This is a genomic window from Alphaproteobacteria bacterium (genome assembly GCA_033762625.1).
In the GTDB taxonomy this organism is placed as follows: Bacteria; Pseudomonadota; Alphaproteobacteria; order UBA9219; family RGZA01; genus RGZA01.
Map to the genome: position 1 here is coordinate 155816 of JANRLI010000005.1, position 22283 is coordinate 178098.

The 22283-nt window shown below is 48.9% G+C and carries 24 protein-coding genes and 2 tRNA genes; 9 read left to right on the forward strand and 17 right to left on the reverse strand.

Going from position 1 to position 22283, the window contains the following annotated elements:
* Positions 1-17: 17 nt before the first annotated feature.
* Positions 18-881 carry a ferritin-like domain-containing protein gene (locus SFW65_02935; GenBank protein ID MDX1922070.1) on the reverse strand — a complete coding sequence of 288 codons (864 nt, stop codon included), beginning with the start codon at positions 879-881 and terminating at the stop codon, positions 18-20.
* 129 nt (positions 882-1010) lie between these two features.
* Here SFW65_02935 and SFW65_02940 point away from each other — a divergent pair, with 129 nt between their 5' ends.
* Positions 1011-1487, forward strand: a complete 477-nt coding sequence (locus SFW65_02940) for an Hsp20 family protein (GenBank protein MDX1922071.1) — start codon at positions 1011-1013, stop codon at positions 1485-1487.
* A gap of 135 nt (positions 1488-1622) precedes the next feature.
* Positions 1623-1856, forward strand: coding sequence for a DUF1150 family protein (locus tag SFW65_02945; GenBank protein ID MDX1922072.1), 234 nt, complete (start codon positions 1623-1625; stop codon positions 1854-1856).
* Between the two features lie 19 nt (positions 1857-1875).
* Here SFW65_02945 and SFW65_02950 read toward each other — a convergent pair whose 3' ends face one another.
* The 13 genes from SFW65_02950 to SFW65_03010 all read right to left on the reverse strand — a co-directional run bounded on the left by SFW65_02950 (position 1876) and on the right by SFW65_03010 (position 12778).
* A complete protein-coding gene (locus SFW65_02950) occupies positions 1876-2466 on the reverse strand; it encodes a hypothetical protein (protein MDX1922073.1) in 591 nt (196 codons plus the stop codon).
* The gene (ptsN, locus tag SFW65_02955; protein ID MDX1922074.1) at positions 2447-2929 is read right to left on the reverse strand and encodes a PTS IIA-like nitrogen regulatory protein PtsN; all 483 of its coding nucleotides are present in this window, start codon (positions 2927-2929) and stop codon (positions 2447-2449) included. The genes SFW65_02950 and ptsN overlap by 20 nt, the downstream gene beginning before the upstream one ends.
* A gap of 66 nt (positions 2930-2995) precedes the next feature.
* The gene (raiA, locus tag SFW65_02960; GenBank protein MDX1922075.1) at positions 2996-3649 is read right to left on the reverse strand and encodes a ribosome-associated translation inhibitor RaiA; all 654 of its coding nucleotides are present in this window, start codon (positions 3647-3649) and stop codon (positions 2996-2998) included.
* Between the two features lie 263 nt (positions 3650-3912).
* Positions 3913-5373, reverse strand: coding sequence for an RNA polymerase factor sigma-54 (gene rpoN, locus SFW65_02965; protein MDX1922076.1), 1461 nt, complete (start codon positions 5371-5373; stop codon positions 3913-3915).
* A gap of 88 nt (positions 5374-5461) precedes the next feature.
* Positions 5462-6259 (reverse strand): LPS export ABC transporter ATP-binding protein, encoded by a 798-nt coding sequence (lptB, locus tag SFW65_02970; GenBank protein MDX1922077.1) that lies wholly within the window; start codon positions 6257-6259, stop codon positions 5462-5464.
* A 2-nt stretch (positions 6260-6261) separates the two neighbouring features.
* Complete coding sequence (locus SFW65_02975; GenBank protein MDX1922078.1) at positions 6262-7185, reverse strand: LptA/OstA family protein; 924 nt, start codon at positions 7183-7185, stop codon at positions 6262-6264.
* Positions 7186-7188: 3 nt separating this feature from the next.
* Positions 7189-7917 (reverse strand): LPS export ABC transporter periplasmic protein LptC, encoded by a 729-nt coding sequence (gene lptC, locus SFW65_02980; protein MDX1922079.1) that lies wholly within the window; start codon positions 7915-7917, stop codon positions 7189-7191.
* Positions 7918-8895: a KpsF/GutQ family sugar-phosphate isomerase gene (locus SFW65_02985; GenBank protein ID MDX1922080.1), complete on the reverse strand. Its 978-nt coding sequence runs from the start codon at positions 8893-8895 to the stop codon at positions 7918-7920.
* An 81-nt stretch (positions 8896-8976) separates the two neighbouring features.
* Positions 8977-9585: a ribonuclease H-like domain-containing protein gene (locus SFW65_02990; GenBank protein ID MDX1922081.1), complete on the reverse strand. Its 609-nt coding sequence runs from the start codon at positions 9583-9585 to the stop codon at positions 8977-8979.
* 100 nt (positions 9586-9685) lie between these two features.
* Positions 9686-10312: an SCO family protein gene (locus tag SFW65_02995; GenBank protein ID MDX1922082.1), complete on the reverse strand. Its 627-nt coding sequence runs from the start codon at positions 10310-10312 to the stop codon at positions 9686-9688.
* A gap of 131 nt (positions 10313-10443) precedes the next feature.
* Positions 10444-11058, reverse strand: a complete 615-nt coding sequence (locus SFW65_03000) for a cation transporter (protein ID MDX1922083.1) — start codon at positions 11056-11058, stop codon at positions 10444-10446.
* Positions 11059-11065: 7 nt separating this feature from the next.
* On the reverse strand, positions 11066-12241 hold the full coding sequence (locus SFW65_03005) for a thioredoxin domain-containing protein (GenBank protein ID MDX1922084.1): 1176 nt from the start codon (positions 12239-12241) through the stop codon (positions 11066-11068).
* A 450-nt stretch (positions 12242-12691) separates the two neighbouring features.
* Positions 12692-12778, reverse strand: a tRNA-Leu gene (locus SFW65_03010).
* A 65-nt stretch (positions 12779-12843) separates the two neighbouring features.
* On the opposite strand from SFW65_03010, the gene panC reads away from it, so the two are divergent.
* Both panC and SFW65_03020 read left to right on the forward strand, forming a co-directional pair.
* Complete coding sequence (gene panC, locus SFW65_03015) at positions 12844-13695, forward strand: pantoate--beta-alanine ligase (protein MDX1922085.1); 852 nt, start codon at positions 12844-12846, stop codon at positions 13693-13695.
* Between the two features lie 63 nt (positions 13696-13758).
* Positions 13759-13834, forward strand: a tRNA-Ala gene (locus SFW65_03020).
* Positions 13835-14286: 452 nt separating this feature from the next.
* Here the strand turns inward: SFW65_03020 and SFW65_03025 are convergent.
* Complete coding sequence (locus SFW65_03025) at positions 14287-15063, reverse strand: SGNH/GDSL hydrolase family protein (protein ID MDX1922086.1); 777 nt, start codon at positions 15061-15063, stop codon at positions 14287-14289.
* A gap of 185 nt (positions 15064-15248) precedes the next feature.
* On the opposite strand from SFW65_03025, the gene aqpZ reads away from it, so the two are divergent.
* A complete protein-coding gene (gene aqpZ, locus SFW65_03030) occupies positions 15249-15947 on the forward strand; it encodes an aquaporin Z (GenBank protein ID MDX1922087.1) in 699 nt (232 codons plus the stop codon).
* Positions 15948-16015: 68 nt separating this feature from the next.
* Here aqpZ and SFW65_03035 read toward each other — a convergent pair whose 3' ends face one another.
* Positions 16016-16723, reverse strand: coding sequence for a hypothetical protein (locus SFW65_03035; protein ID MDX1922088.1), 708 nt, complete (start codon positions 16721-16723; stop codon positions 16016-16018).
* 233 nt (positions 16724-16956) lie between these two features.
* On the opposite strand from SFW65_03035, the gene SFW65_03040 reads away from it, so the two are divergent.
* The 4 genes from SFW65_03040 to SFW65_03055 all read left to right on the forward strand — a co-directional run bounded on the left by SFW65_03040 (position 16957) and on the right by SFW65_03055 (position 21433).
* On the forward strand, positions 16957-17841 hold the full coding sequence (locus SFW65_03040; GenBank protein ID MDX1922089.1) for an N-acetylmuramoyl-L-alanine amidase: 885 nt from the start codon (positions 16957-16959) through the stop codon (positions 17839-17841).
* An 88-nt stretch (positions 17842-17929) separates the two neighbouring features.
* Positions 17930-19624: a mucoidy inhibitor MuiA family protein gene (locus SFW65_03045; protein MDX1922090.1), complete on the forward strand. Its 1695-nt coding sequence runs from the start codon at positions 17930-17932 to the stop codon at positions 19622-19624.
* 142 nt (positions 19625-19766) lie between these two features.
* Positions 19767-21095 (forward strand): hypothetical protein, encoded by a 1329-nt coding sequence (locus SFW65_03050; protein ID MDX1922091.1) that lies wholly within the window; start codon positions 19767-19769, stop codon positions 21093-21095.
* A gap of 212 nt (positions 21096-21307) precedes the next feature.
* On the forward strand, positions 21308-21433 hold the full coding sequence (locus SFW65_03055; GenBank protein ID MDX1922092.1) for a hypothetical protein: 126 nt from the start codon (positions 21308-21310) through the stop codon (positions 21431-21433).
* A 78-nt stretch (positions 21434-21511) separates the two neighbouring features.
* On the opposite strand, the gene SFW65_03060 is transcribed toward SFW65_03055, so the two are convergent.
* Complete coding sequence (locus tag SFW65_03060) at positions 21512-22279, reverse strand: cytochrome c1 (GenBank protein ID MDX1922093.1); 768 nt, start codon at positions 22277-22279, stop codon at positions 21512-21514.
* Positions 22280-22283 lie beyond the last annotated feature (4 nt).

Here is a 22283-nt window from a genome sequence, read left to right on the forward strand (position 1 = left end):
GGGTCTCCTATTGCTTGTTATTTTTTGGGTATGAAATTCAGAACAAATTTGATCATGGTTGGCATAAGCGTGGGTCGGATCAACCGCGCATCAAACGGCGCCATGCGCTTATCGTTTTCCGACAGGCAAAGCTCCAGAAATTCGCGCACATTAAAATCTGCTGCGAAATTCTGTCCGCCTGCGGCAACAAAATTATCGCTGCCGCTTGCAGCATCACCCGCGATATCAAGACGGCCAAAGGCATTTAATAGCAGTGCGCCAATGCAGCGAATACGGAAGATGATGCGGTCAATTAAGGATTTATTGGCGGCCTGCCATGCTACCCAGTTCACAAAAAACAGGATATGACGGCCTTCCTCGCGGATAACGGGTTCAAAGGTATCTACCAGTGCAGGCGGAAAAAAACCGGAGCGCTTGGCAAGTTCGAACAGACCAAATGCAAAAAAGCTGTCAAAGCATTCACCATACCCCGTGCGCAGGAACGCCCATTCAGGATCTTTATCAGCTTTGTATTCAGGTTCGGGTTTTAAGGTGATGCCATAGGCATTGATCATGTGTTCCAGCACATGTTTATGACGCGCTTCTTCGAACGCGTTCAGTGCTACGGCTTCTTTCAGCAAGGTGTCATTCAATGTATCGGCAAGGCGTTGCACGCGAATGGATGCAAAGCCTTCGGTTTGCACGGCCACATCCCAAAAGGGCAGCGATGTAATGCGTTGCAACGCATCGGGCTCCAGTTTTGGCCATTCGATAACCGCCGGCTTATACGCATCGAAGGTATCCAGCAGCATGCGGCAAAAGGCGTGCTTATGCTCGGGAGAGCCGATCTTTAGAGGTGGCTGGGTGGGGATTTCGTGGACTGAAAACGCGGCGTGGGACATAAGAAACCTCGTCTATGGATGATGGGCGAATTAAGGCCAATTTGCTTTTAAATGCAATCGTTAATGTTTAGGCCTTTTTTAATCGATAAGCACTTGCCAATTAAGGGTTTGCGAGCCACATAATGTCGCATGACCACACGATTATCCATCTTCAGCAGCCCTTTATTGCTTGGCTTTGACCAGTTCGAACGCACCCTTGAGCGATGCACCAAGGGTAGCGATAGTTATCCGCCCTATAATATCGAGCAGACAGGCGAGCATACGTTGCGCATTACCTTGGCGGTGGCCGGTTTTGGTATGGACGATTTATCGGTGCACACCGAAGACAGCCAATTGGTCATTCGCGGACGCGCGCGCGAAGAATCTTCCCCAGACCCGCAGCGGATTTTTTTGCATAAGGGAATCGCCGCGCGCCAATTCCAGCGGATCTTTGTGCTAGCGGAAGGCATCGAAATTGGTGCCGCATATCTTGATAATGGCCTTCTGAATATTGATTTGCGCCGCCCGGTGGTTGAACCAAAAATCCAGTCGATTCCCATTACCAAAGGCCACACGCCGTCAAATAACCGGGTTTCCATCAAGACCGACCATAACAACGAACGCTGAGTTCATCAGTGTTTACGCATGTATATAACCCAGTCTTGTGGCAGTTAATCTTCTGTTAAGAATACTGAAACGGTCTTTAATCATTCATTATCTTCTATGGGCTTAGAATACGTCCTTCAACGATTGAGGGTGTTCATGAGCCGTGATCTGCCAAGCAAGAACAGTGAATTGAAAAAAACAATTTCACGCCAAGACTTTAACAGTTTTGGCCTTGAAGATATGGCTTACGTCAAGACCGTTGATGTTGAAGGACAAAAATTGCATGCCGTGCATGCGGCAGACGGCACACCACTTACCGTCATCAACACGCGCGATTTGGCATTTGCCACCGTGCGCCAGCACGAGATGGAACCACTGTCGGTTCACTAGGGCGTTTGCCCGTTTCACGTTATTGATTGGTTACGAAATATACGCCAGGTATAGTGAAATGTGTATTTGGCGCTGCCAGGCATGTTCCCAAATCGATTTTAAACTGCTTGGAAAGTTTCGCGTTTTCTTTTTCGGTCATTTCCGACCAATAGACACCGCCATTTAAATCAACCGCCACAGCAAGAAAGGCGAGCGATGTTTCATCGCGCTTCAAAAAATCCTTGATAAAGGTGCCGCGGTCAAAGCGCAAATAGCTTTTGGTTGTATTAAACGGTTTGGTCATTCCCGAGCGTTCAAACACAGAATTTTCATGGCTGAGGCACAGATAACCCGCGCGGCCCGAGCGTACAACTTCATAGAAATTTGATTTACGTTCCCATGCAGGCATTTCAACCGCAAGGTAAGCAATGGCACTGACGATGCCAACCCACACCAACGGATTTTTTGCGTATTTAAGGCCAATGCGTTTGACGTTGGCAAATAGCTGGTCCTTGTTGATTTCAATCTTTGGCAATTCGACAGGTTTTTTGGGAGCAGGTTTTGCTGCTGCTTTCTTGGTACCGACTTTTTTCGGGACCGTTTTTTTATCTTTAGTTGGCGGCTTCCACATTCTTTTCGCCTTCCGAAAGCAGGGCGTAGAGAGCCTTGGCATCGCTGGCAGCGCGTAACTTGTCGCAGAACGCCTTTTCACGGAACATACGGCTTATTTTGGCAAGTGCTTTTAAATGGTCTGCGCCGGCATCATGGGGTGCAAGCAGCATAAACAACAAATCAACGGGCTTTTCATCTATCGCTTCGAAATCAATCGGCTGCGATAAACGGGCAAAGAACCCGAATACTTTATCGGTGTTTTCAACCTTGCCATGTGGAATGGCAATGCCGTGGCCGACGCCAGTTGTGCCCAGTTTTTCACGGGCAAATAGCACATCAAACACCACATGTTCGGAAAGACCTGTAATCGGCGCTGCGAGCTTTGCAAGTTCGTGTAGCGCCTGTTTTTTATTCTCGACATCCAGATTGGCAAGAATATGCCCTTCACGAATAAGGCCATCGTTTGGTTCACGTTTGGTCATGATTTTCTTTTCCGGGTTTTTGTTTTCGGATGTTTCTTGTTTGCGTGCGAGCATGGAACACCGTTTTTATTTCTTTGACGCAGTGTTTTGGGGGGCGTTGGCGGGGTCAACCCAGCCAATATGTCCATCGGCGCGGCGATAAACCATGTTCAGCTTGCCATGCGCGCGATTGTTGAAAAGTAATGCTGGCAATTCAGCCAAATCAAGCTTCATCACTGCTTCGCTGACGGTGAGATGTTCAATATTGGTGGTGGTTTCTGCAACAATAAGCGGGGTGTGCGCCTCGTTGGCAGCGCCGGATTCTTCGTTCTCAGGATTTAAAACATATTTACGCGCAACCATCGCTTCAAAGGCGGCGTGCTTGTCACCTTGATGTTGGTGCATATCAAGCAACCGCTTTTTATGGCGAGAGAGACGCTTGGCGATACGGCCAGCTGCTTCATCAAAAGCGGGATAAGGATCATTCGCCGCGTAATTGCTTTGCAACATAATGCCCCGTGCGGCATGTACGGAAATGTCGGCGCGGTACAAATGGGCCTCGCGCGAGAATACAACGGTGGCATCAAGGGGAGTATTGAAATACTTGCTTACCACATCGGACAGATGCTGCTGGACGTGCTGGCGAAGGCTGTCGCCGACATCAATCTGTTTGCCTTTGACTTGAATCTTCAATTCGGTTGGCGCTGCGTCGTTATCTGGCAGTTGTGCATGTGTCGTCATTGGTTTTTTAGACCCTTCTTATTGAAATCAATGATGGATGTTGGATTGACCCCCGCCGTGCTTTTTTAAAATGTGCAACCGATGAGGTTGGAATAAGCGGCTGGGTTCGTGGGGTAACAGGTCAATAATGTTTTCATGCCAGTATGATGCTGCGAATGCGAAAAGCTGTCAAGAAAACTATCTTTTTCATGGTTATTTTAGGCTTAATCATTAGAACAAAAGCAGATAATTCGCCTGATAAAAGCTGTGCATAAAATAAATGATTAGATTTTAATACGCTTTTCGCGGCGGCGTTGCGCAGACGTTGCGATGTGCATGGCTTCACGGTATTTCGCAACGGTGCGGCGTGCAATTTCGACGCCTTCACGTTTTAGAATTTTTACCAAATCCTCATCCGATAAAACAGCGTTTGGTGTTTCACCTTCAATCAATGCCTTAATTCTGTGGCGAACGGATTCGGCAGAATGGGCGCTTAAGCCAGAGCACCCATTAATCGAAACCGAGAAGAAGTATTTAAGTTCAAACATGCCACGCGGCGTTGCAATGTATTTATTGGATGTTACGCGGCTGACCGTGGATTCATGCATGCCGATGATGCTCGCAATATCGCGAAGAGTCATGGGTTTCAAAAATTCAACGCCGTGCTGGAAGAACATGTCTTGCTGCCGCACGATTTCGCTAGCAACTTTCAAAATAGTGGTGGCGCGTTGATGAAGGGCGCGCACCAGCCAGTTAGCCGATTGTACGCGTTCGGATAAGTAATCCTTTTCCTGCTTCTTGATAACCTGACCTTGTACTTTTGATAAATAGCTTTCGTTAATCAGAACGCGGGGTAATGTTTCCTGATTGAGTTCAATCACCCAGCCTTTGGCGGCAGAGCCACGCATCAACACATCAGGAATGATGGTTGGCGCGGTATCATGATCGAACGCCAGCGCTGGCTTTGGGTTGAGGCAGCGGATTTCGCTGACCATTTCTGCAAAATCCTCGGCATCCACACCGCACAACTTCATCAATTTGTCTTTTTCGCGCGCTGCCAATAGATCAAGGTGTTCGACCATGGCTTGCATCGCGGGATCAAAGCGGCCTTTTTCCTTCAATTGCAGGGCAAGGCATTCTTTTAAATTGCGGGCGAAAATACCAACGGGTTCGAATTTTTGCAGACGGAGCAATACATCTTCAATTTTTTGTACTTCACAGCCGAGTTTTTCTGCCATCAGCTTGATGTCAGCGGTCATATAACCGGCTTCATCAAGGCTATCCATGAGCATAAGCGCAATCATGCGTTCGCGCTGGTCAACCACATCCAGCTGCATCTGGCCCATCAAATGGTCGCGCAGGCTAACGCCGTGGGAAAGCGTGCTTTCATGTTCGCCCGCATCTTCATTACGGCCATCATGTCCAGCGCTACGGCTTTGGGAAGAAAGGTTCCATGACCCTTCATCGCTGCTATCTTCGCTTGTACTTTCATAGTTACCCTGATCGCTGGCTTTATCGGCAGCAATAATTTTACCATCATCTTTTATTTCTTCTCCGGCATCATTTTCAAAGGCTGCATCAAATGATGTGTCGTCCGCCTTTTCCAATAAAGGATTTTTTTCCATTTCGGTTTCGAGGTAGCTGGATAATTCGATATTGGACATTTGTAGAAGTTTAATCGCCTGCTGCAGCTGGGGGGTCATCACCAGGTTTTGCTGGAGAGCCTGCGAGCCACGCATTTCCATACGGGGATTATGTGCTTGAGGGTTACCTTGAGGGCTAGCCATGACGATTTCCGGTTTCTATGCAAGAATTGTTCCAATTCGGAAAATCTTACAGACGAAACCTTTCGCCAAGGTAAACACGGCGCACATCGTCATGGGCAATAATTGCCGATGGTGCGCCTTCCATCAGCACTTTTCCATCGTGAATAATGGTTGCGCGATCAACTAAATCAAGGGTTTCCCGCACATTGTGGTCGGTAATCAGAACGCCAATACCCCGGGCCTTTAAATGCAAAATAAGTTCACGAATATCGGAAATCGCAATCGGGTCGATACCTGCCAAGGGTTCATCCAGCAGGATGAAGCTGGGGCGGGTGGCAAGGGCCCGCGCGATTTCAACGCGGCGGCGTTCACCCCCCGACAGTGCAAGTGCAGGTGCACGGCGAAGATGCGTAATGGAAAATTCGGCCAATAAACTATCCAGCATCGCTTCGCGGCGGTGTTGGTCTTTTTCATGGATTTCAAGAACGGAGCGCAGATTATTCTCAACATTCATCCCGCGGAAAATGGATGCTTCCTGCGGCAGATAACTGATACCCAAACGTGCGCGGCGATACATGGGAAGGCCGGTGATGTCATGGCCATCTAATGTCATAATGCCTGCATCAGCATTAATAAGGCCGGTTAGAATATAAAAGAAAGTTGTCTTACCCGCGCCGTTTGGCCCCAGCAGGCCCACAATTTCACCGCGCTGCACATCAAGGCTTACATCGCGCAGGACAGGGCGGTTTTTATAATGTTTGGCGATATTGAATGCCGCTAAGCCCGGTGTGTCGCTGACAATCGGCAGCGCATCGGTGGTAATCTCGCCATGCTTGTCTTTTAAGTATATGGGTTTGATGTTCATGGCTATGGCTTATCGCTTGGCTGTACCGGTTTGCCCTTGGCGGAGCGGATAAGCGCATGCACGCGGCCCTTGCCGGTATTCATAATTTTACTGGTGCCGGTTTTGAAATTTGCTTCGACCTTATCACCCTTCAGTTGATTGGAACCTTGGGTAATAAATACATTACCATTCAGCGTAGCGGTGTTGGGTGTTACGTAATAGATGGCCTGGTCACAGATTACGACATCCTTGGCAGACGTAATATGGACATTCCCATTCGCGGTCATCGTGTCCGCTTCCAATTCGCCCTTTGCATTCTTTTTGAATTGAGAGATTAATTCATTGGCATGCACTTGGCGGCCTTCACGTACCGCGAGCGCATCGCCCTTGGCAATCGCACGGTTTTCAATTTCCCAATATTCAAGGCTATCACGTGCCGTAACGGTATCGGTTGCGGTTTGGAATTTCAGATTATCGCCGCGCAAAATAGCCTTGCGGGTGTCGATATCATATTCGGCTGTCTGGCCAATAGCCGTTTGTGTTTTGCCCGTTACCTTTACGCCGCCTTCGGCTGTTAAGCGCCATACTTCGCTGGAGCCATCGGGTTTCTTGCGGTCATAGGCTTTTAAAACATCCGCTTCAATCATGACATCGCCCTTTTTGGCTTTGGCGTGACCCGAAGCAATATAAACACGCTCCTGTTCATGCCATTCAAGGCTTTTATCGGCGGTGATATCAATCGCATCATCGCCCGCTTTGCCGCCAAACAGATTAGGTGCAGGTTGTTTATTGGCTGGTGCGGGGGATTGTGATGCGAGAGGCGCATCAGCAGGCGCGGGAATAAATGCAGCATCGGGCTGGCTGGTTGCGCCTTTTACCGGTGGCACAGGCTCCGCATTTAACGGAAGTGCAATCAGCATCAAAGCAAGAAGTAAAAAATAATTCATCGGTTATGGCTTGGATGCTGGCTGCGCTGGTTGAACGGGTGTTGCTGGCGTGGGTACATTTTGCCCTTGATTGCTTATAGAAGGCAAGCCACCACCTGATGAACCGCTACCCATCTTTAATTTTGCCGATGTTTGGCCTGTGAATATAATGGTTTTGCCACCATCAATCGCTTTAAATCCTTCGCCTTTTACTTCGCCGAAATTGCCCTGAAGGGTAACGGGTTTGTTACCTTCGGCATTTTTGCTGTTCATATCAATATGCGCTTCTTCGGTCGTAAAGGTCGTGCCATCGCTATGGCGAAGGACGATTCCTTTTTGAACATTCAGCGTGCCGCTTTTTTCATTGTATTGCGCGCCTTTGCCTTCGGCATCAAGGGTTTTGCCGTTATCCAAATCAATTCGTGCTTTGGGGTTTGATAAATCGGTAACGCCTGCGGCATTGGGTTGCTGGCGCGCGGTATCCGCTTTTACTTCATAAGGGCGGTTTTGCGCATCATGACTTGTGTAAACAGGCGCCACCATAGCGGCATCCATTGCAGTTAATTTTTTTGGTTCAACATTACTGCCATTTACATTCGGCAGGACAACCAGCACCAATAAAATGCATGCAGCGGAAATGGGCAGGATAAGTTTAAGGCTGCCCACAATACGGCTATAGCGCGTGATGGCGCCCGCACTTACGACACGGGTTTCCGGCATCAACCAGTCTGTCTTGGGGGTGTCATCGGTCATTTAACCAATACCTGCCTTTAACAAATCATGCATGCGGATAATGCCCTGCACCGCATTTTTTTCATCCAGCACGAAAAAGCTGGTGACTTTCTTTTCATTCATCTTGCCCAATGCTTCGACGGCTAAGGCATGCGGCCCGATGGTTTTGGGGGCGCGTGTCATGATGTCCTGCGCTGTAAGCTGCAATAAATTATCTTTCATATGACGTCGCAAGTCGCCATCGGTGATGATACCTTGCAAAATATTGTTGGTATCAATTATGCCGCAGCAGCCAAAGGTTTTATTGGTCATAATCAGGATAATATCGCTGACCTTGGTTGTTGGTGCAGCCACCGGAACAGCTTCGCCGGTGTGCATGATATCGCGCACCAATAGTAATTTGCGGCCAAGCTTGCCACCTGGATGAAATACCTTGTAATCGCTGCTGGTAAAGCCATTGCGGTGCAGCAGCGCAACCGCGAGTGCATCGCCCAGCGCCATCATCATGGTGGTGGATGATGTGGGCGCAAGACCCATGGGGCATGCTTCGGCTGCTTTTGGAACTTCCAATACCAAATCGGATTGCCCGCCAAGATTGGAATCCTTGCCGCTGGTCATGGCAATAAGCGGAATGCTGAAACGGCGGGTGTAAGCAATAATGTCTGATAGCTCGCTTGCTTCACCGGAATTGGAAAGCGCGAGCACGCAGTCATCGCGCGTAATCATGCCCATATCGCCATGGCTGGCTTCGGCGGGATGAACAAAGAATGCAGGCGTTCCGGTGGATGCCATGGTTGCAGCAATCTTGCGGGCCACATGACCACTTTTGCCGATGCCGGTTACGGCAACGCGGCCTTTGATACCACTGACGATTTCAACCGCTTTGGCAAAGCGTTCATCAAGGCTGGCGCTAAGTTCCTGAAGCGCACGGATTTCGGTTGCCAATACATCCTTGGCATGATCAACGGGATTGGTAAGTTTTGCAGCTGCGTGCGCCATTTATGACCTCATTTTATGAAGCATAAAATGGGCTAATGCCCACAATAAGGCAACTTTAAATAATTCAGGGGAAATAAGGGTTTAGTGCGCAAAAATATCGGTTTCGGGCCAGCCTGCAAGGTCCAGCGCGGCGCGGATAGGAAGAAAGGCAAAGCAGGCTTCCGCCACTTCCTTGCGGCCTTCGCGTTGCAGCATGACGTCTAGTTTTACTTTGAGCGCGTGTAAATGCATGACATCGGATGCCGCATATTCCAGCTGTTCCTTGGAAAGTTCGGCAGCGCCCCAATCTGAGCTTTGTTGTTGCTTGGAAATTTCAATGCCCAGCAAATCTTTCGTTAAATCTTTTAGGCCATGACGGTCGGTAAATGTACGGGCAAGGCGTGATGCAATTTTAGTGCAATAGATGGGGCCAGTCATAACACCGAGATAAGCCTGCATCGATGCGATATCAAACCGCGCGAAATGAAACAGCTTGGTCACTTTCGGATTAGTCAAAAGTTTTTTCAAATTAGGCGCTGAATAATCACCATTTGCAAATTGCACAAGATGCGCATCGCCATTCCCGTCGGAAAGCTGCACAAGGCATAAACGGTCACGTTGTGGATTAAGCCCCATGGTCTCCGTATCCATCGCAACGATGGAACCGAAATCAATATTTGCCGGAAGGTCGTTTTTGTGGAGATGGATCATGGGAGGACTTATCTAAGCTAGAATGATTAAAATGTAATAAAGACAAGCTAAGCCGTATTGTCCAGCACAAACCGGAAGCGCCAGATTTCTTTGGCAATTTCTATTGGTTTTCTGCAATCAGCTTTTTTATTTTTGCAAAGGCGATGTCGCGGTCTTCTGTCGTATCGATGGTGCTGATCAGACGGCGGTTCTTGTCATACAGATAGATGCTGGCGCTGTGGTCCACCATGTAATCGCCGCCATCCCCATTTTCAGGATTCATGGGGGGCATTTTTTTATAATAAATGCCATATGCTTTGGTAATGGCGGCAACTTGTTCGGGTGTTCCGGTTAAACCCGTGATGCGTTTATCGTATGATTTTAAAAAACTGGAAAGGCGCTTTACATCATCGCGCTCAGGATCAACCGAAACGAAAACAGGATTGATGCGCGATGCATCTTTGCCCAATTTCTCCAGCCAAATGCCCATATCCGCCATCGCGCCGGGGCAGATCGCAGGGCAATGAGAAAAACCGAAAAAAATCATGCTAGGTTTGCCTGTGACAAAAGCCTCAGTCACCGGTTTGCCTTTGTGGTTCAGCATGGCAAAGGGTTCCTTCACATCCATGACAGGAACGGGGGCTTCTTGCGCACCATTCGTATTGATCGGCGGCTTCACCAAAAACCAGATGCCCAGAACGGCAATCACCAGCCATGCAATGATGCGTATTGTTTTAAGTTTGTTCATTGGAGTGTCAGTTTCTCAAGGAAGTGAATGTAAATGCGGCCAACATGGCATTCATGTATTGTTTAATTATATCATCGGCTGTCGAAAGACCAATATTTTTTGATGTTTTTATAAAACAATACCTTGATTACCTAAGATGTTTTTAATTCTGTGCAGGCTTTATGTACAATAAGCCACGCACTATGCAAAGCAAGGCCGCTCATAATCGCCGCAACAATTATATCTGGCCAGCTAGTCCCCGTGCCTAATACGCCCAAAGCTGCAAGTATAACCGCGAGATTGCCGATAACATCATTGCGGGTACAAAGCCAAACTGACTGACGATTACTATCCCCTGATTTGTATTTCCATAAAAGTACAAGCACGAGCCCATTTGCGGCGAATGCAGCAAGCCCGACAACCCCCATCGTAGTTGCGTGCGGAAGAGTGCCAAGAATGGTTTGCACAACAGTTGCGCCAGCAACCCATAGTCCAAATAATCCCATCGCGGCACCTTTCAGGAGCGATGCTTGCGCCCGTTGATGCAACGCCATATTTAAAACGAACAAGCTGATGATATAATTGGCGGCATCGCCAAAAAAATCGAGCGCATCTGCCTGAAGAGAAACCGAGCCTGCCGCAAGACCAGCGGCAAGCTCGATTAAAAACATGACAAGGTTGATGATAAACGCGGCCCAAAGTACCCGGCGATATGCAGGTGTATCATCACCGGGTTCTGGGGTTATAGCACAGCAATCCTTGCCCATTTTTTCTCTATTTCCTCAGCGCGGCATCAATCCAGCTAATCACATCTTGTGCGTTATCGACATGGCCAAGTTGCTCGCCATTCACGAAGATAGTGGGGGAATGGTTTATTTTCAATGTTTGCTGAGCCATAGCAACATTTTCAGTGATGCGGGCTTCAACCCCTTTGTTTTCCATGCAAGTGTAAAACGCATCCTTCGTGATGCCCGCTGCTTCCGCTGCGGCACGCAATGGGCCCATAAACGCATGGGTTGCAGACCATGCGTTATTTTCAATTAATACATTTAGCATATCAAAGAAATGCTCTTTGCCTTTGCAATGCGCCAGTAGGTACGCATGAAATGCAGAGCTTGCCATCGGCAGTTCACGAAATACCAAGCGCACTTTACCGGTGTCGATATATTCTTTTTGCAAGCTTGAAAGCAGTGACTTGTGAAGACTGCCGCAGTGTGGGCATCCCACATTAAGATATTCGATCACAGTGACTTTGGCATTTTCTTTGCCAAGCACAAGGTCAGTGGGTTGAACTTTCAAGGCTTTTGCTGCCGTTTCCTTACGTTCCTGATCAAGCGACTTTCCTGCCAATACCGCATCGATTGTTTTGGCAGCTTCAACAGGTGTGTGGAATTCCTCTGCAGCCTCACCGTTCACAAAAAAGCTAGGCGTGGAACTCACACCCATTTTTGTTCCATCAAGACGGCTCGCAGCGATTTTTTTGTCCAGATCCTTATCGGCAAAACACGTTTCCAGTGCCTTGCGATCAAGACCCAGATTGCTGCTATAACCGAAAAGAGCATCATTAAGGTCTTCAGCCGCTGTCCACTCTTTTTGCTTTTCAAATAGCAACTTCACGGCAGCAAAGTATTTTTCATCACCGCTTTGTTTTGCTGCACAATGTGCCAATTTTGCTGCAATGAGCGCTTTGGCGTCCAACGGAAAGTCGCGATAGATGAACCGTACTTTGCCTGTGTCGATATAATCCTTCTGGATGGAAGGCATGGTTTCTGCATGAAACTTGGCACAATGTGAACATGACAGCGAAGCATATTCAATCAGTGTAACTTTGGCGCTTTCTTTGCCGAGGACGCGGTCAGTGGATAGTTTGGTTTTTAACTCGGTTACTTCAAGTGCGAAGAGGGGTGAAGCAAAAAGAAAAATAATTAAGAACGTAAATAAATGGCGCATGGCGCACTCCTTCTGGAAGGTTGTTATTGTAAGAAAAAACAAAAACGACCTAAACGATGGGTGGCTCTAGAAGCGGTGCAACATTGCGGCTGGAGACAGAAGTCTCAAAAGCAGGCAAGAGTTTGCCAAGCTGCTTGGTAAGGAAAGACTGATAAAATGAGGGAAACATGTTTTGTGGTTGCTCAGCGCAGCAGGGGCAATGATCAGTATCAGCTGCGATGTTGCCCTTATCATCGCAACGTGATTCAATCTTTCCTGCACCAGTTTCAACGCACATACCTGCAGCTAAAGGCAGGCTTGTGAGTGTGAAAACAAAAACAAGTAGGATGCAAAGCAAACGCATGAAAAGAGCTTACAATTCTGGACAAAGATCAACAAGCTTGATTAAAAACATCTGGTGAGCGGTATGTTACACGTCGTATAAATAGATGCTTCACGCTGAAGCTGTAATGGTGCCCAGAAGAGGACTCGAACCTCCATGACCTTTCAATCACTAGTACCTGAAACTAGCGCGTCTACCAATTCCGCCATCTGGGCATTATACTTAGTGGTATGGGGCGGCAACCTATAGCTAGCCCCTTTAAAAAGCAAGTGAGTAGCGAATGCCCCATGGACGATTAATAAGTATAGAACAGATAACGCAATGCCGCGAATTGGTGGCCCGGTGGCGCAGCCAAGGCGCAACCATTGGGTTTGTGCCAACCATGGGCGCATTGCATGAAGGGCATCTAAGCCTTGTTAAGAAAAGTCTGGAGGCTGGCCATAAAACGGTGGTGAGCATTTTTGTGAACCCAAAACAATTTGGCCCGAATGAAGATTTTGCCAAATACCCCCGCGTGCTGGATGTGGATGCGCAGTTATTGAAAGATGCGGGCGCGGATATGCTGTTCGCGCCAACAGCAACCGAAATGTATCCGGATGGGTTTGCAACCAAGGTGAGTGTCACTGGCCTGACCGATTATTTATGTGGCCCGTTTCGCCCCGGGCATTTTGAAGGCGTTGCAACGGTGGTCACTAAATTACTCAATCAGGTGCAAGCGGATGAAGCATTTTTTGGCGATAAGGATTGGCAGCAATTGCAAGTCATCAAACGTCTTGCGCGTGATCTGGATATTCCAACGCGCATCACCGGTGTGCCGATAGTGCGGGAAGAAGATGGCCTCGCGCTCTCGTCGCGCAACCGTTATCTCGATGCAGCGGATAGGGCAAAAGCGTCATTGCTGAATATCACGCTGCGCAGCGTGGCCGACGAAATCATGGCGGGTGATAACATTGAAGACGCATTAAAGGCCGCGCGCGTTGGGTTATTTGAAAACGGCTTTAAGGTAGATTATCTGGAACTTGCTGATGCCAGCACCTTGGCGCCCGTGCGCAGCCTTGATAATCCTGTGCGGCTTTTTGTTGCGGCGCGCCTTGGCGCGACCCGCCTTATTGATAATATGGCAGTTAATTAAGCCTCTTGCATTGATGCGGTAAAATCAGCATATTGCCGCTACGTATTGCACAAGATGCAAAAAGGGCCCTTAGCTCAGCTGGGAGAGCGCTACGATGGCATTGTAGAGGTCAGCGGTTCGATCCCGCTAGGGTCCACCAGTTTTTTATAATTCAGATTTAATTTTTTTAATCTTAGAGTTGAAATATGCAGGATTAGATCTAGGTCTCTCCTTGCAAACGAGATAGTCGAAACGTGTTAAGAGGTCACAAGCCGACAAAAAACTAAAAAAACCTCTACAGTTGGCCTTATGTGCGTGTCGACTACCGTAAGGGACCCCGCACACGAGTATTGGAGATAGCACATGATTTGTGCATTTTTCTCTCTCGAAGCCAGCCAGTCGATCTTTAAGGTTAGTCTGGGGTTTGGATGGAAATTCCGTCCTAAATGGCTTCAGCTATCTACCTTTGGGTAGACTGTCTTGAGAACTAGAGGGCATCTCGAAAGAGATGCCCTTTTAGCTTAGTTATATTTGCCGCATTAATCGTACACATGTAAGCTTAATTTAAAAAAGCTGACGCAAATATATGAGCGCGGTTAGCACTTAAAAAATCTAAGCCGAATTATGCCGGTGCATCACAAACGGCTTGGTCGTGGGCGTGGATGATGGCGTTGCGGCGGCAATTGCTGCGGGACGCGGGGTTGGGTTTACAAGATTGCTTGCAATCTGCTGGGAAAAAATGCGCATTCCTTCAGCGTTTAAATGCAAGCCGTCGGGGACGCGCGATGATTTGTCATGCAGTGCGCGGTTATCCAGACTTGGTATAAATTGTACATTCAGCCGTTTGCTCAAATTCTCAAGCTCGCGTGATAATTCGGGAATGCGGTCAAGCGCCGCTTGATGATGTGTTTCTAAAAACGGCGCTGCGCCCGCATTGGGTCGTAGATAAGGAACGGGCCCTGCAACAATCACGCGCGCACCGTTGTTCTGGAATTCACGAATAAGGTTTTCATAATGTTGCAAGAACGTGGCCTTGTTCATATAGCCGGGGTTACGATGCAGAAACTGGTTATCCCAGCCCGCGCGTTTGCCCATCGTATAAAAATCATTGTGACCGATATTGAATAACACCACATCACCGGGTCTTATGCCTGCGGCAATCATCGGCCCATCGCGCAGCCAGTTGCGGTCACTGCGGTTATAGGAAATGGCGCTGCCGCCTACCGCGCGGTTATCCACGCGCAAATTGGATCCATGCTGTTGCAACGCACGTTGCAGATCGCTTGTTATATGCGCTGTAATGGAATCGCCCAGCACGATAAGTCGTGGGCGGTTTGTCTGGCCGTTTGCGCGTGTAGCGCGCGGCTGTTCATCGATCCTTGATACCACTTTTAATACATCCTCTTGAAAATATACTAATCTTCCCGCGTTGCTAATCGCTTAATCCGCTATAATCGGTTGATTTTCCTAGCTGCTTTGCTGCAAATGCGAAGCTGAATTCTTGCCCGTTGCTGCGAACTGGGTCACGCTGAAATCCTTGCCTGCCTCCCCTCAATCAACATCGGAGTAACCTTATGACTTACTCAACACCCAACAAACTTTTAGCGGAATTTTTTGGAACCTTTTTGCTTGTGCTGGGCGGTTGCGGTAGCGCCGTGTTAGCAGCGGCTGTTCCAACCCTTGGTATCGGTTTTACCGGCGTCTCGTTGGCGTTTGGTTTAACCGTATTATGCGGCGCCTATGCCTTCGGCCCGATTTCGGGTGGCCATTTTAATCCGGCGGTATCGTTTGGTTTGGCAGTGGCCGGACGTTTTTCATGGAAGGATTTTGTGCCCTATGTGATTTCGCAAGTGCTTGGCGCATGTGCGGCGGCGGGTGTGATTTATCTTGTTGCAACGGGTAAAGCTGATTCATCGATTGGCGGCTTTGCAGCCAACGGATATGGCGAACATTCACCAGCGGGCTATACGTTTCAAGCGGGCGTTATAATCGAAGTGGTGCTGACCGCGTTATTCTTGCTGGTGATTTTGGGTGCAACCGAAAGCCGCGTGCCTGCCGGCTTTGCGCCAATCCCGATTGGCCTTGCGCTTACCCTTATCCACTTAATCTCCATTCCCGTAACCAATACATCCGTCAATCCTGCGCGTTCAACGGGTCAGGCGTTGTTCGTAGGCGGCTGGGCTATTGAACAGCTTTGGGTATTCTGGGTTGCGCCGCTTGCTGGCGGTTTAATTGGCGGATTGTTGCACAAAACTTTTTTTGCGCAAAAATAAGATCCCCCTGAAATAAAAAGCCTGAAGGAGAAACCCTTCAGGCTTTTTTTATTGATTGTTCGTCCGGTCTAGCGGCTGCCCTGTCTGACCTTGGTAATGCCGGGATGGGATTCTTCCAGTAATTCCAAACGCTGCTGCACGATTTCCATGGTGCGGCCTTCGCAGCTATCGGTAACGCGCTGGTATTCTTCCTTTGTATCCACTTCCTTCTGGCGTTCTTTCAAATCATCTTCAACGCCGCGCATCAGCTTATTAACTTCCTGGTTTAGGACCGAATTAATCTGGTCTTCCACCACAACGGCAGATGCGGATTGCACTACGCCGATTTTCTTTGCGATGTCACGCATCGCAATGCGGATTTTTTCGGAATGGTCTTCCAGAAGCGCGCGATCAACGGCTTTGTGTTTTTCTTCATGCGCGAGCACAACTTTGAATGGGCAGGAGCGTTTGGGGAATTCCTTGGCCACATAAATCTTGTTGTCTTTAAACCCGAATTCGACCTGAATGGATTTAATCTGGCCACAGGTGGTCTGGCTGTAGCCTGCGCGCATTTTCATGATGTCGCTGTTGACGCGAAAATACATCTCGCCTGTTGAAAGTCCAACGGGCCATGCTTCGCTGTGAAGACTGTCTTTGCCTTTTCCACCTTCCGATAAATCGCGGATTTTGAGCATCGGCGTTGTGTAATCATAATCCACTTCATCGTATTGAACTTTTACATCCACCTCGGTCGGGACGTAATTATTGCATCCTTCCGTATTGGATGCCGCGAACACAGTCGGCGCCTGAAGAACAATGGAAAAAAATGCGGAAAAAAATAAGGCAGCAAGCAGAAGGAGGTTTTGCATAATGTTTCAAGAATCTTTGAAGTGGGCAGAAGGCACACTCTATTGGTCACATAAACACCTTAATAACCTCTAAATACGATTTATTCCCGATGCTGCCCCCTGTTCTTTATACGATGTTCTTGGCATGATGTTCGAATATTGATTCGGATAGGCATACCCCCGTGCAGGACGACGACATCTCCTTTGACCAAGAAAACGATTTAAAACTGCGCCGCAGGCAATTCATGCAGTTGGCCGGCTGCGCGATGGCCTTGAGCTCGTGCCTTATTTTGCCACACAAGTCGTTTGCCCAGACGGTTGCGGCCCTTGGTAAAAATACCGATAAAAACAACGGCCAATTGCCCGGCCGCAAGCCCAAACCCCCACGGCTGATTATGATTGACCCGGGCCATGGCGGCCATGACCCCGGCGCAATTGGCAAACATGGCACCTATGAAAAGGACGTAACGCTCGATATTTCGCGGCGTCTTGTCGATAACCTTAATCAGGGCGGGAATGTGCTTGCCAAGCTCACACGGCGCAGTGATGTATTCCTGCCGCTCAAGGAGCGCGTGAACATCGCGCGTGAAGCCCGTGCTGATTTATTCATTTCCATTCATGCCGATAGTGCGCCAACCCAAGCCGCCCGCGGATTATCCGCATATTCGCTTTCTGAAAAAGGTACGGATAAATTTGCTCGCGAACTCGCGATGCGGGAAAACAGTGTGGATGAGGTTGGCGGCGTTGACCTGAAAGGCACGGAGCCGGATGTTGCAGCGATTTTAATGGATTTGACCGCGCGCCATACGCGCAATGCCGCACTTAAAGCCAAGAAACAAATCGTGCGTGGCATACGCGGCAAATGGCAATTACTCGATAATCCCATTCGTGCAGCCAATTTTGCGGTACTGCGCGCACCGGATATTCCATCTATTCTTCTGGAGACAGGTTTTCTATCCAGCATCAAGGATGAAGCATTATTACGCGATGCTGCCCAGCGCCAACGGATTGCCGGTCTTCTGTCCAAGGAAATGACTGCACTGTTATCCAGCCCGCCTTTTGCGTAAACAGTTGCATCTATCCGGTTGCTTTTTATAGGCACTGACATAAAACTATGAATGTCCGGTTGTCGCTTCCGCTGTAAGGAGATCCTTGATGTTTGAATACCATTCACGCCGCATCACATTATGTTTGCTGGCTTCAGGTTTTATGCTGGTCAGCCATGCCGCGTGTGCCACCATCATCGATGCAACATCGCGCGTGACCGCAGCAACGGTATTGCCAGATCGTGCGATTATCACACGTGAGGTGAAAGCACATGTTCCATCCGGCGCGCATGTCGTTTCCATTAAAAATATTCCTTCAGGAGTGAATGAAGCATCGCTTCGTGTTGAAGGAAAAGGTACGGCCGCCATCAAAATCGGCGCGGTAGAAGTCAAGCATGTGTATCTGTCGGAATTGGCAGGCGAAGCTGAACGTGCCAAAATGGCAGAGGTTGAAGCCAAGCAAGATGAACGCGCGCTGATTGAAGCTGAAATCACCGCCCTTGATACGCGGGCATCGTTTATCACACGGCTGGTGAATGCTGGCGCAGAAAAGAGCGATGTAACCACAGGCGCCAAGATAGATTTCCAGCCCGAAAAATGGACGCAAGCATGGTCGCTGCTGCAAACAGGTATGGTGGATACACAAAAGGAACTTGCGGCCAAGCGAATTGCGCTGCGCAAGATTGATGTTGTGCTGCAAAAATTGAATCAGGAATTGGCGCAAGTGCGCAGCACCAAAGCAATGGAACGCCGCGATGCGCAAATTCATCTGGAAGCATCGGGTGAAAGCGATGTGACGCTGACGCTTACCTATCAAAGCAATGGTGTGACATGGCAACCGGTTTATGATGCACGCCTCGATACATCTGGCGGCGAGTTGGCGCTTGAGCAATATGGGCAAGTGCGTCAACAAACCGGTGAGGATTGGTCGGATATTGTGCTGACCCTTTCCACGGCACGGCCAGCGATGAGTTCGGAAATGCCGCCCCTGCGTGATTGGCGCGTGGGCACTTATGCGCCGCCGCCGATCGCGATGATGGAAAGTTCTTATAACCAGATGGCAAAACGCTCTGCACCGGCCGGCGCTGCAATGGATAGTCTGGCTGCTGCCGCGCCTGCGGCTCCCGAACCCGTTGCGATTGAAGCCGAGTTACAACAAGCGAGCGTTGTATCCACCGAATATGCCGCAGAATTTAAGGTACCCGGGCGTATTGATTTGAAATCAACCTCGGATGCTACAAAGCTTTATATTAATACCGTAAAAATGAAGTCGGCATTGTCAGCGCGTGTTACCCCGCGGCTTGACCCGCATGCTTATTTATTTGTTGAAGCAACCAACACTGCCGATTTTCCGGTTATCCCTGGCCCGGTTTCCAAATACCGCGATGGTACGTTTATTGGCAATGCCGCTATGCCGTTGCTGCGACCATCTGAAAAAGCAGATTTGTCCTTTGGCACTGATGACCGTGTGAAGGTGACGTACAAGCGTATCAAGGATGACACCAGCAACCCCGCCTTGTTGGTTGGCGATGCTACGATTGTTCGCCAATATGAAACCAAATTGCAAAATCTGCACAAGACAGATTTGCCAATTACAATTTACGAACAATATCCCATCTCAAATGATGGCGATGTTAAAACCGAAGTAATCGAAGATTTGACAAGCAAGGATTCCATCAAAGATCCGGATAACCGGCTGGGCGTAGTGGTGTGGAAAACGACGCTGAAACCCAACGAGGAAAAAGGCTATACGCTGGGCTTCAAGGTCAAATACCCCAAAGGAAGCCCAATTAATGGGCTTTAGCTGTTAGCTAGGTCTTGCCTTTACCTGTGGAAAACCTTAATTTGGCGAGGTTCCTCAATTTATTAGCCCCAAGATCGCTGGTTATCTCGTGTTCCGGTTCTTCCTCCTGTTTTGCTTGAATGTGGTTTTGGCTTCGCCAGTCATGGCCGATGACCCGAACCAACAGGCGAACCGCACCTTTACCGAAGCGATGCAGCTTATCCGCCGTGCCGGGGCAACCTATGACACACGTGAAGCTGTACGGTTGCTGCGCGGCGCCGACAAGTCGTTAAAGAAGATTGTGAATGACTATCCCGAAAGCACGATTGCGGTGCAATTGATTACCAATCAGTTTATCGGTGATTTCGATATTATGGATTTCCGCAGCCGTATCCGCAGCCTGTCCTGCGAGCGCGGTAATTATGTCGAGGATTTTTTGGCTGAACACGGCATTGCAACATCAACTGGTCCGTCTACCGATGCTTGTTTTCTCTATCGCATTGAAACACTGTTACCAGCCCTTGAACATCCGATTGTGAATGCGCGGTGGGATTGGCTATCGCTTGGCGTTGCCTATCATCTATTGGGTCAGCCCGACCGCGCGCGCGATATTATTTTGCCATTCATCAATGCGCTCATGACCAAGAGCAAGGTCAATGATAATCAAGAGTCGCTCATGTTTCTTGCGCGCGCGATGATGTTGATTGGCGAGAAAGACCAGTCCTTTAAAATTTCACAGCGCATTAGCGACTGTTCCTCCAAGCTTTACAACCTGATGGATATGACGAAGCAGGCGGCATGGAATAATAATGCAGTCGAGGCCCGCCAATTCGCAGACCAAGCCCGCGATTATGTCGAGGACAATCAATGCAGCTGGCAAAAGAGCATCGTGGCGCAGGCGCTGAAACTGACCGACCGCGAAGCGGAAGGCAAAAAAATTTACGATGCGATTGAAAGCGAACAGTTCACGAATGTGAAGACCGAAAACCGTGACGAAAGCACCCCGCCCGAATTAGCGGTCGCGGCCGCGGCCATGGGCGAACCGGAAACCGCATTCAGTATGCTGCGTGTGGTTATGGAGCAAAACCCATGGACGATTTCCGCCGCGATTGAAGAATTAGGCAAGCGCGGCGAATACGATGTGACCGAAAACTTCATCAACGATTTAAAGGGGCTTGATCAGAAAGCCGAAGCATATGCAACGCTTGTTGAAACCGCAGTGCGCCGCAATGAACCTAAACGCGCAACTGCTATCATGACCAAGCTGATTAATCTGCGCGCCAGCCCAAGCCAGCCAGAACAGCAAGCGCTGATATTGGCCATGCGCGCACGTGCTGAAAAAGACCTTTATAAAGATGAGCGTTGGCGCGACACGATGCAAACCGCGCTGAACACTGCTGATCTTGTTGATGAAGGAAAACGCAGTCAGGTGGCATTACCGCTAATCGCAACGCTTGGTTACATCAAAACCAGCCATCCGCTATTGGATTAAGCATTGCGTTTTTTCCGCTAACTTGGTTAGCGCGCCAAAAAATCCCCTTATAAATCAGAATGCTAAGAAACCCTTTATTTTAAGCATGTTTCTTAATTCATACTTAACCAGTATGAAATATACTCAATACATAAAAACTATAAAAAACTTTATGTATTTTTGGAGGGACTATGTACATCGGAGAAGAAAAGACAGGGTTAGAAAAAATGCTCATGAGTATGAACGCTGCCTGTGCAACATTCTTCCGCGTCACAGGCAAAGTTCTTCGCGGCATAGCACGGTTTCTTGCAGGCGATGCAAACCAGAACGGCCGCAACTATAAAGAAGTGAACTCATAAGTATCACTTCAATGGGATAATAAAAAACCCTGCCAGCGTCTGCGGCAGGGTTTTGTGTTTTTGGGCTATGCAAACCTTTTAGTGCAGGTCACGCCACAGGCTGCGCTTTGCCGCATAGAAAATGCCTGCCATCACAAGCAGAAAGATAATGGCACGTGCGCCAAAACGCTTTCTATCTTCCATATGGGGTTCTGCCGCCCATGCAAGAAACTGCGTTACGTCTTTAGCCATTTGTTCCTTCGTTGCTTTGGTGCCATCGCTGTAGGAAACAAGGTCGTCGCCTGAAAGCGGTGATGGCATCGCGATTTGGAGGCCCGGGAACACATCATTATAATTCATGCCGGGCATGAGCTTCACATCTTCTGGCGGGGTGCCGTAACCGGTCAGGAGGGAATAAATGTAATCTTCACCGCCGTGGCGCGCTTTTACGATAAGCGATAAATCTGGTGGGTAAGCGCCGTTGTTGGCTGCACGTGCAGCCTTTTCATTGGCAAACGGTGCTTTGAAATGGTCGGATGGCAGTGCAGGGCGTTCAAACATTGCGCCTTCGTCATTCGGGCCGTCGGTCACCGTGTATTCGGAAGCAATGGCTTTCACTTCGTTTTCACTATAGCCGATGGATGCAAGGTTGCGGTAGCTGAGCAGGTTCATGGAATGGCAAGCTGCGCAAACCTGCTTGTAAACCAGAAAGCCGCGTTGCAATGCGCCGCGATCATACGTTCCAAACAACCCGGATTGCGGCCAGCCGCCTTCAGGGGTGCGAAGATGATGTTCTGACTCATTCGCCCATGCGGGTGATGCGATTAATGTTGTCGCTAGGGCGATAACTGCAAAAAAACGATTCATAGAT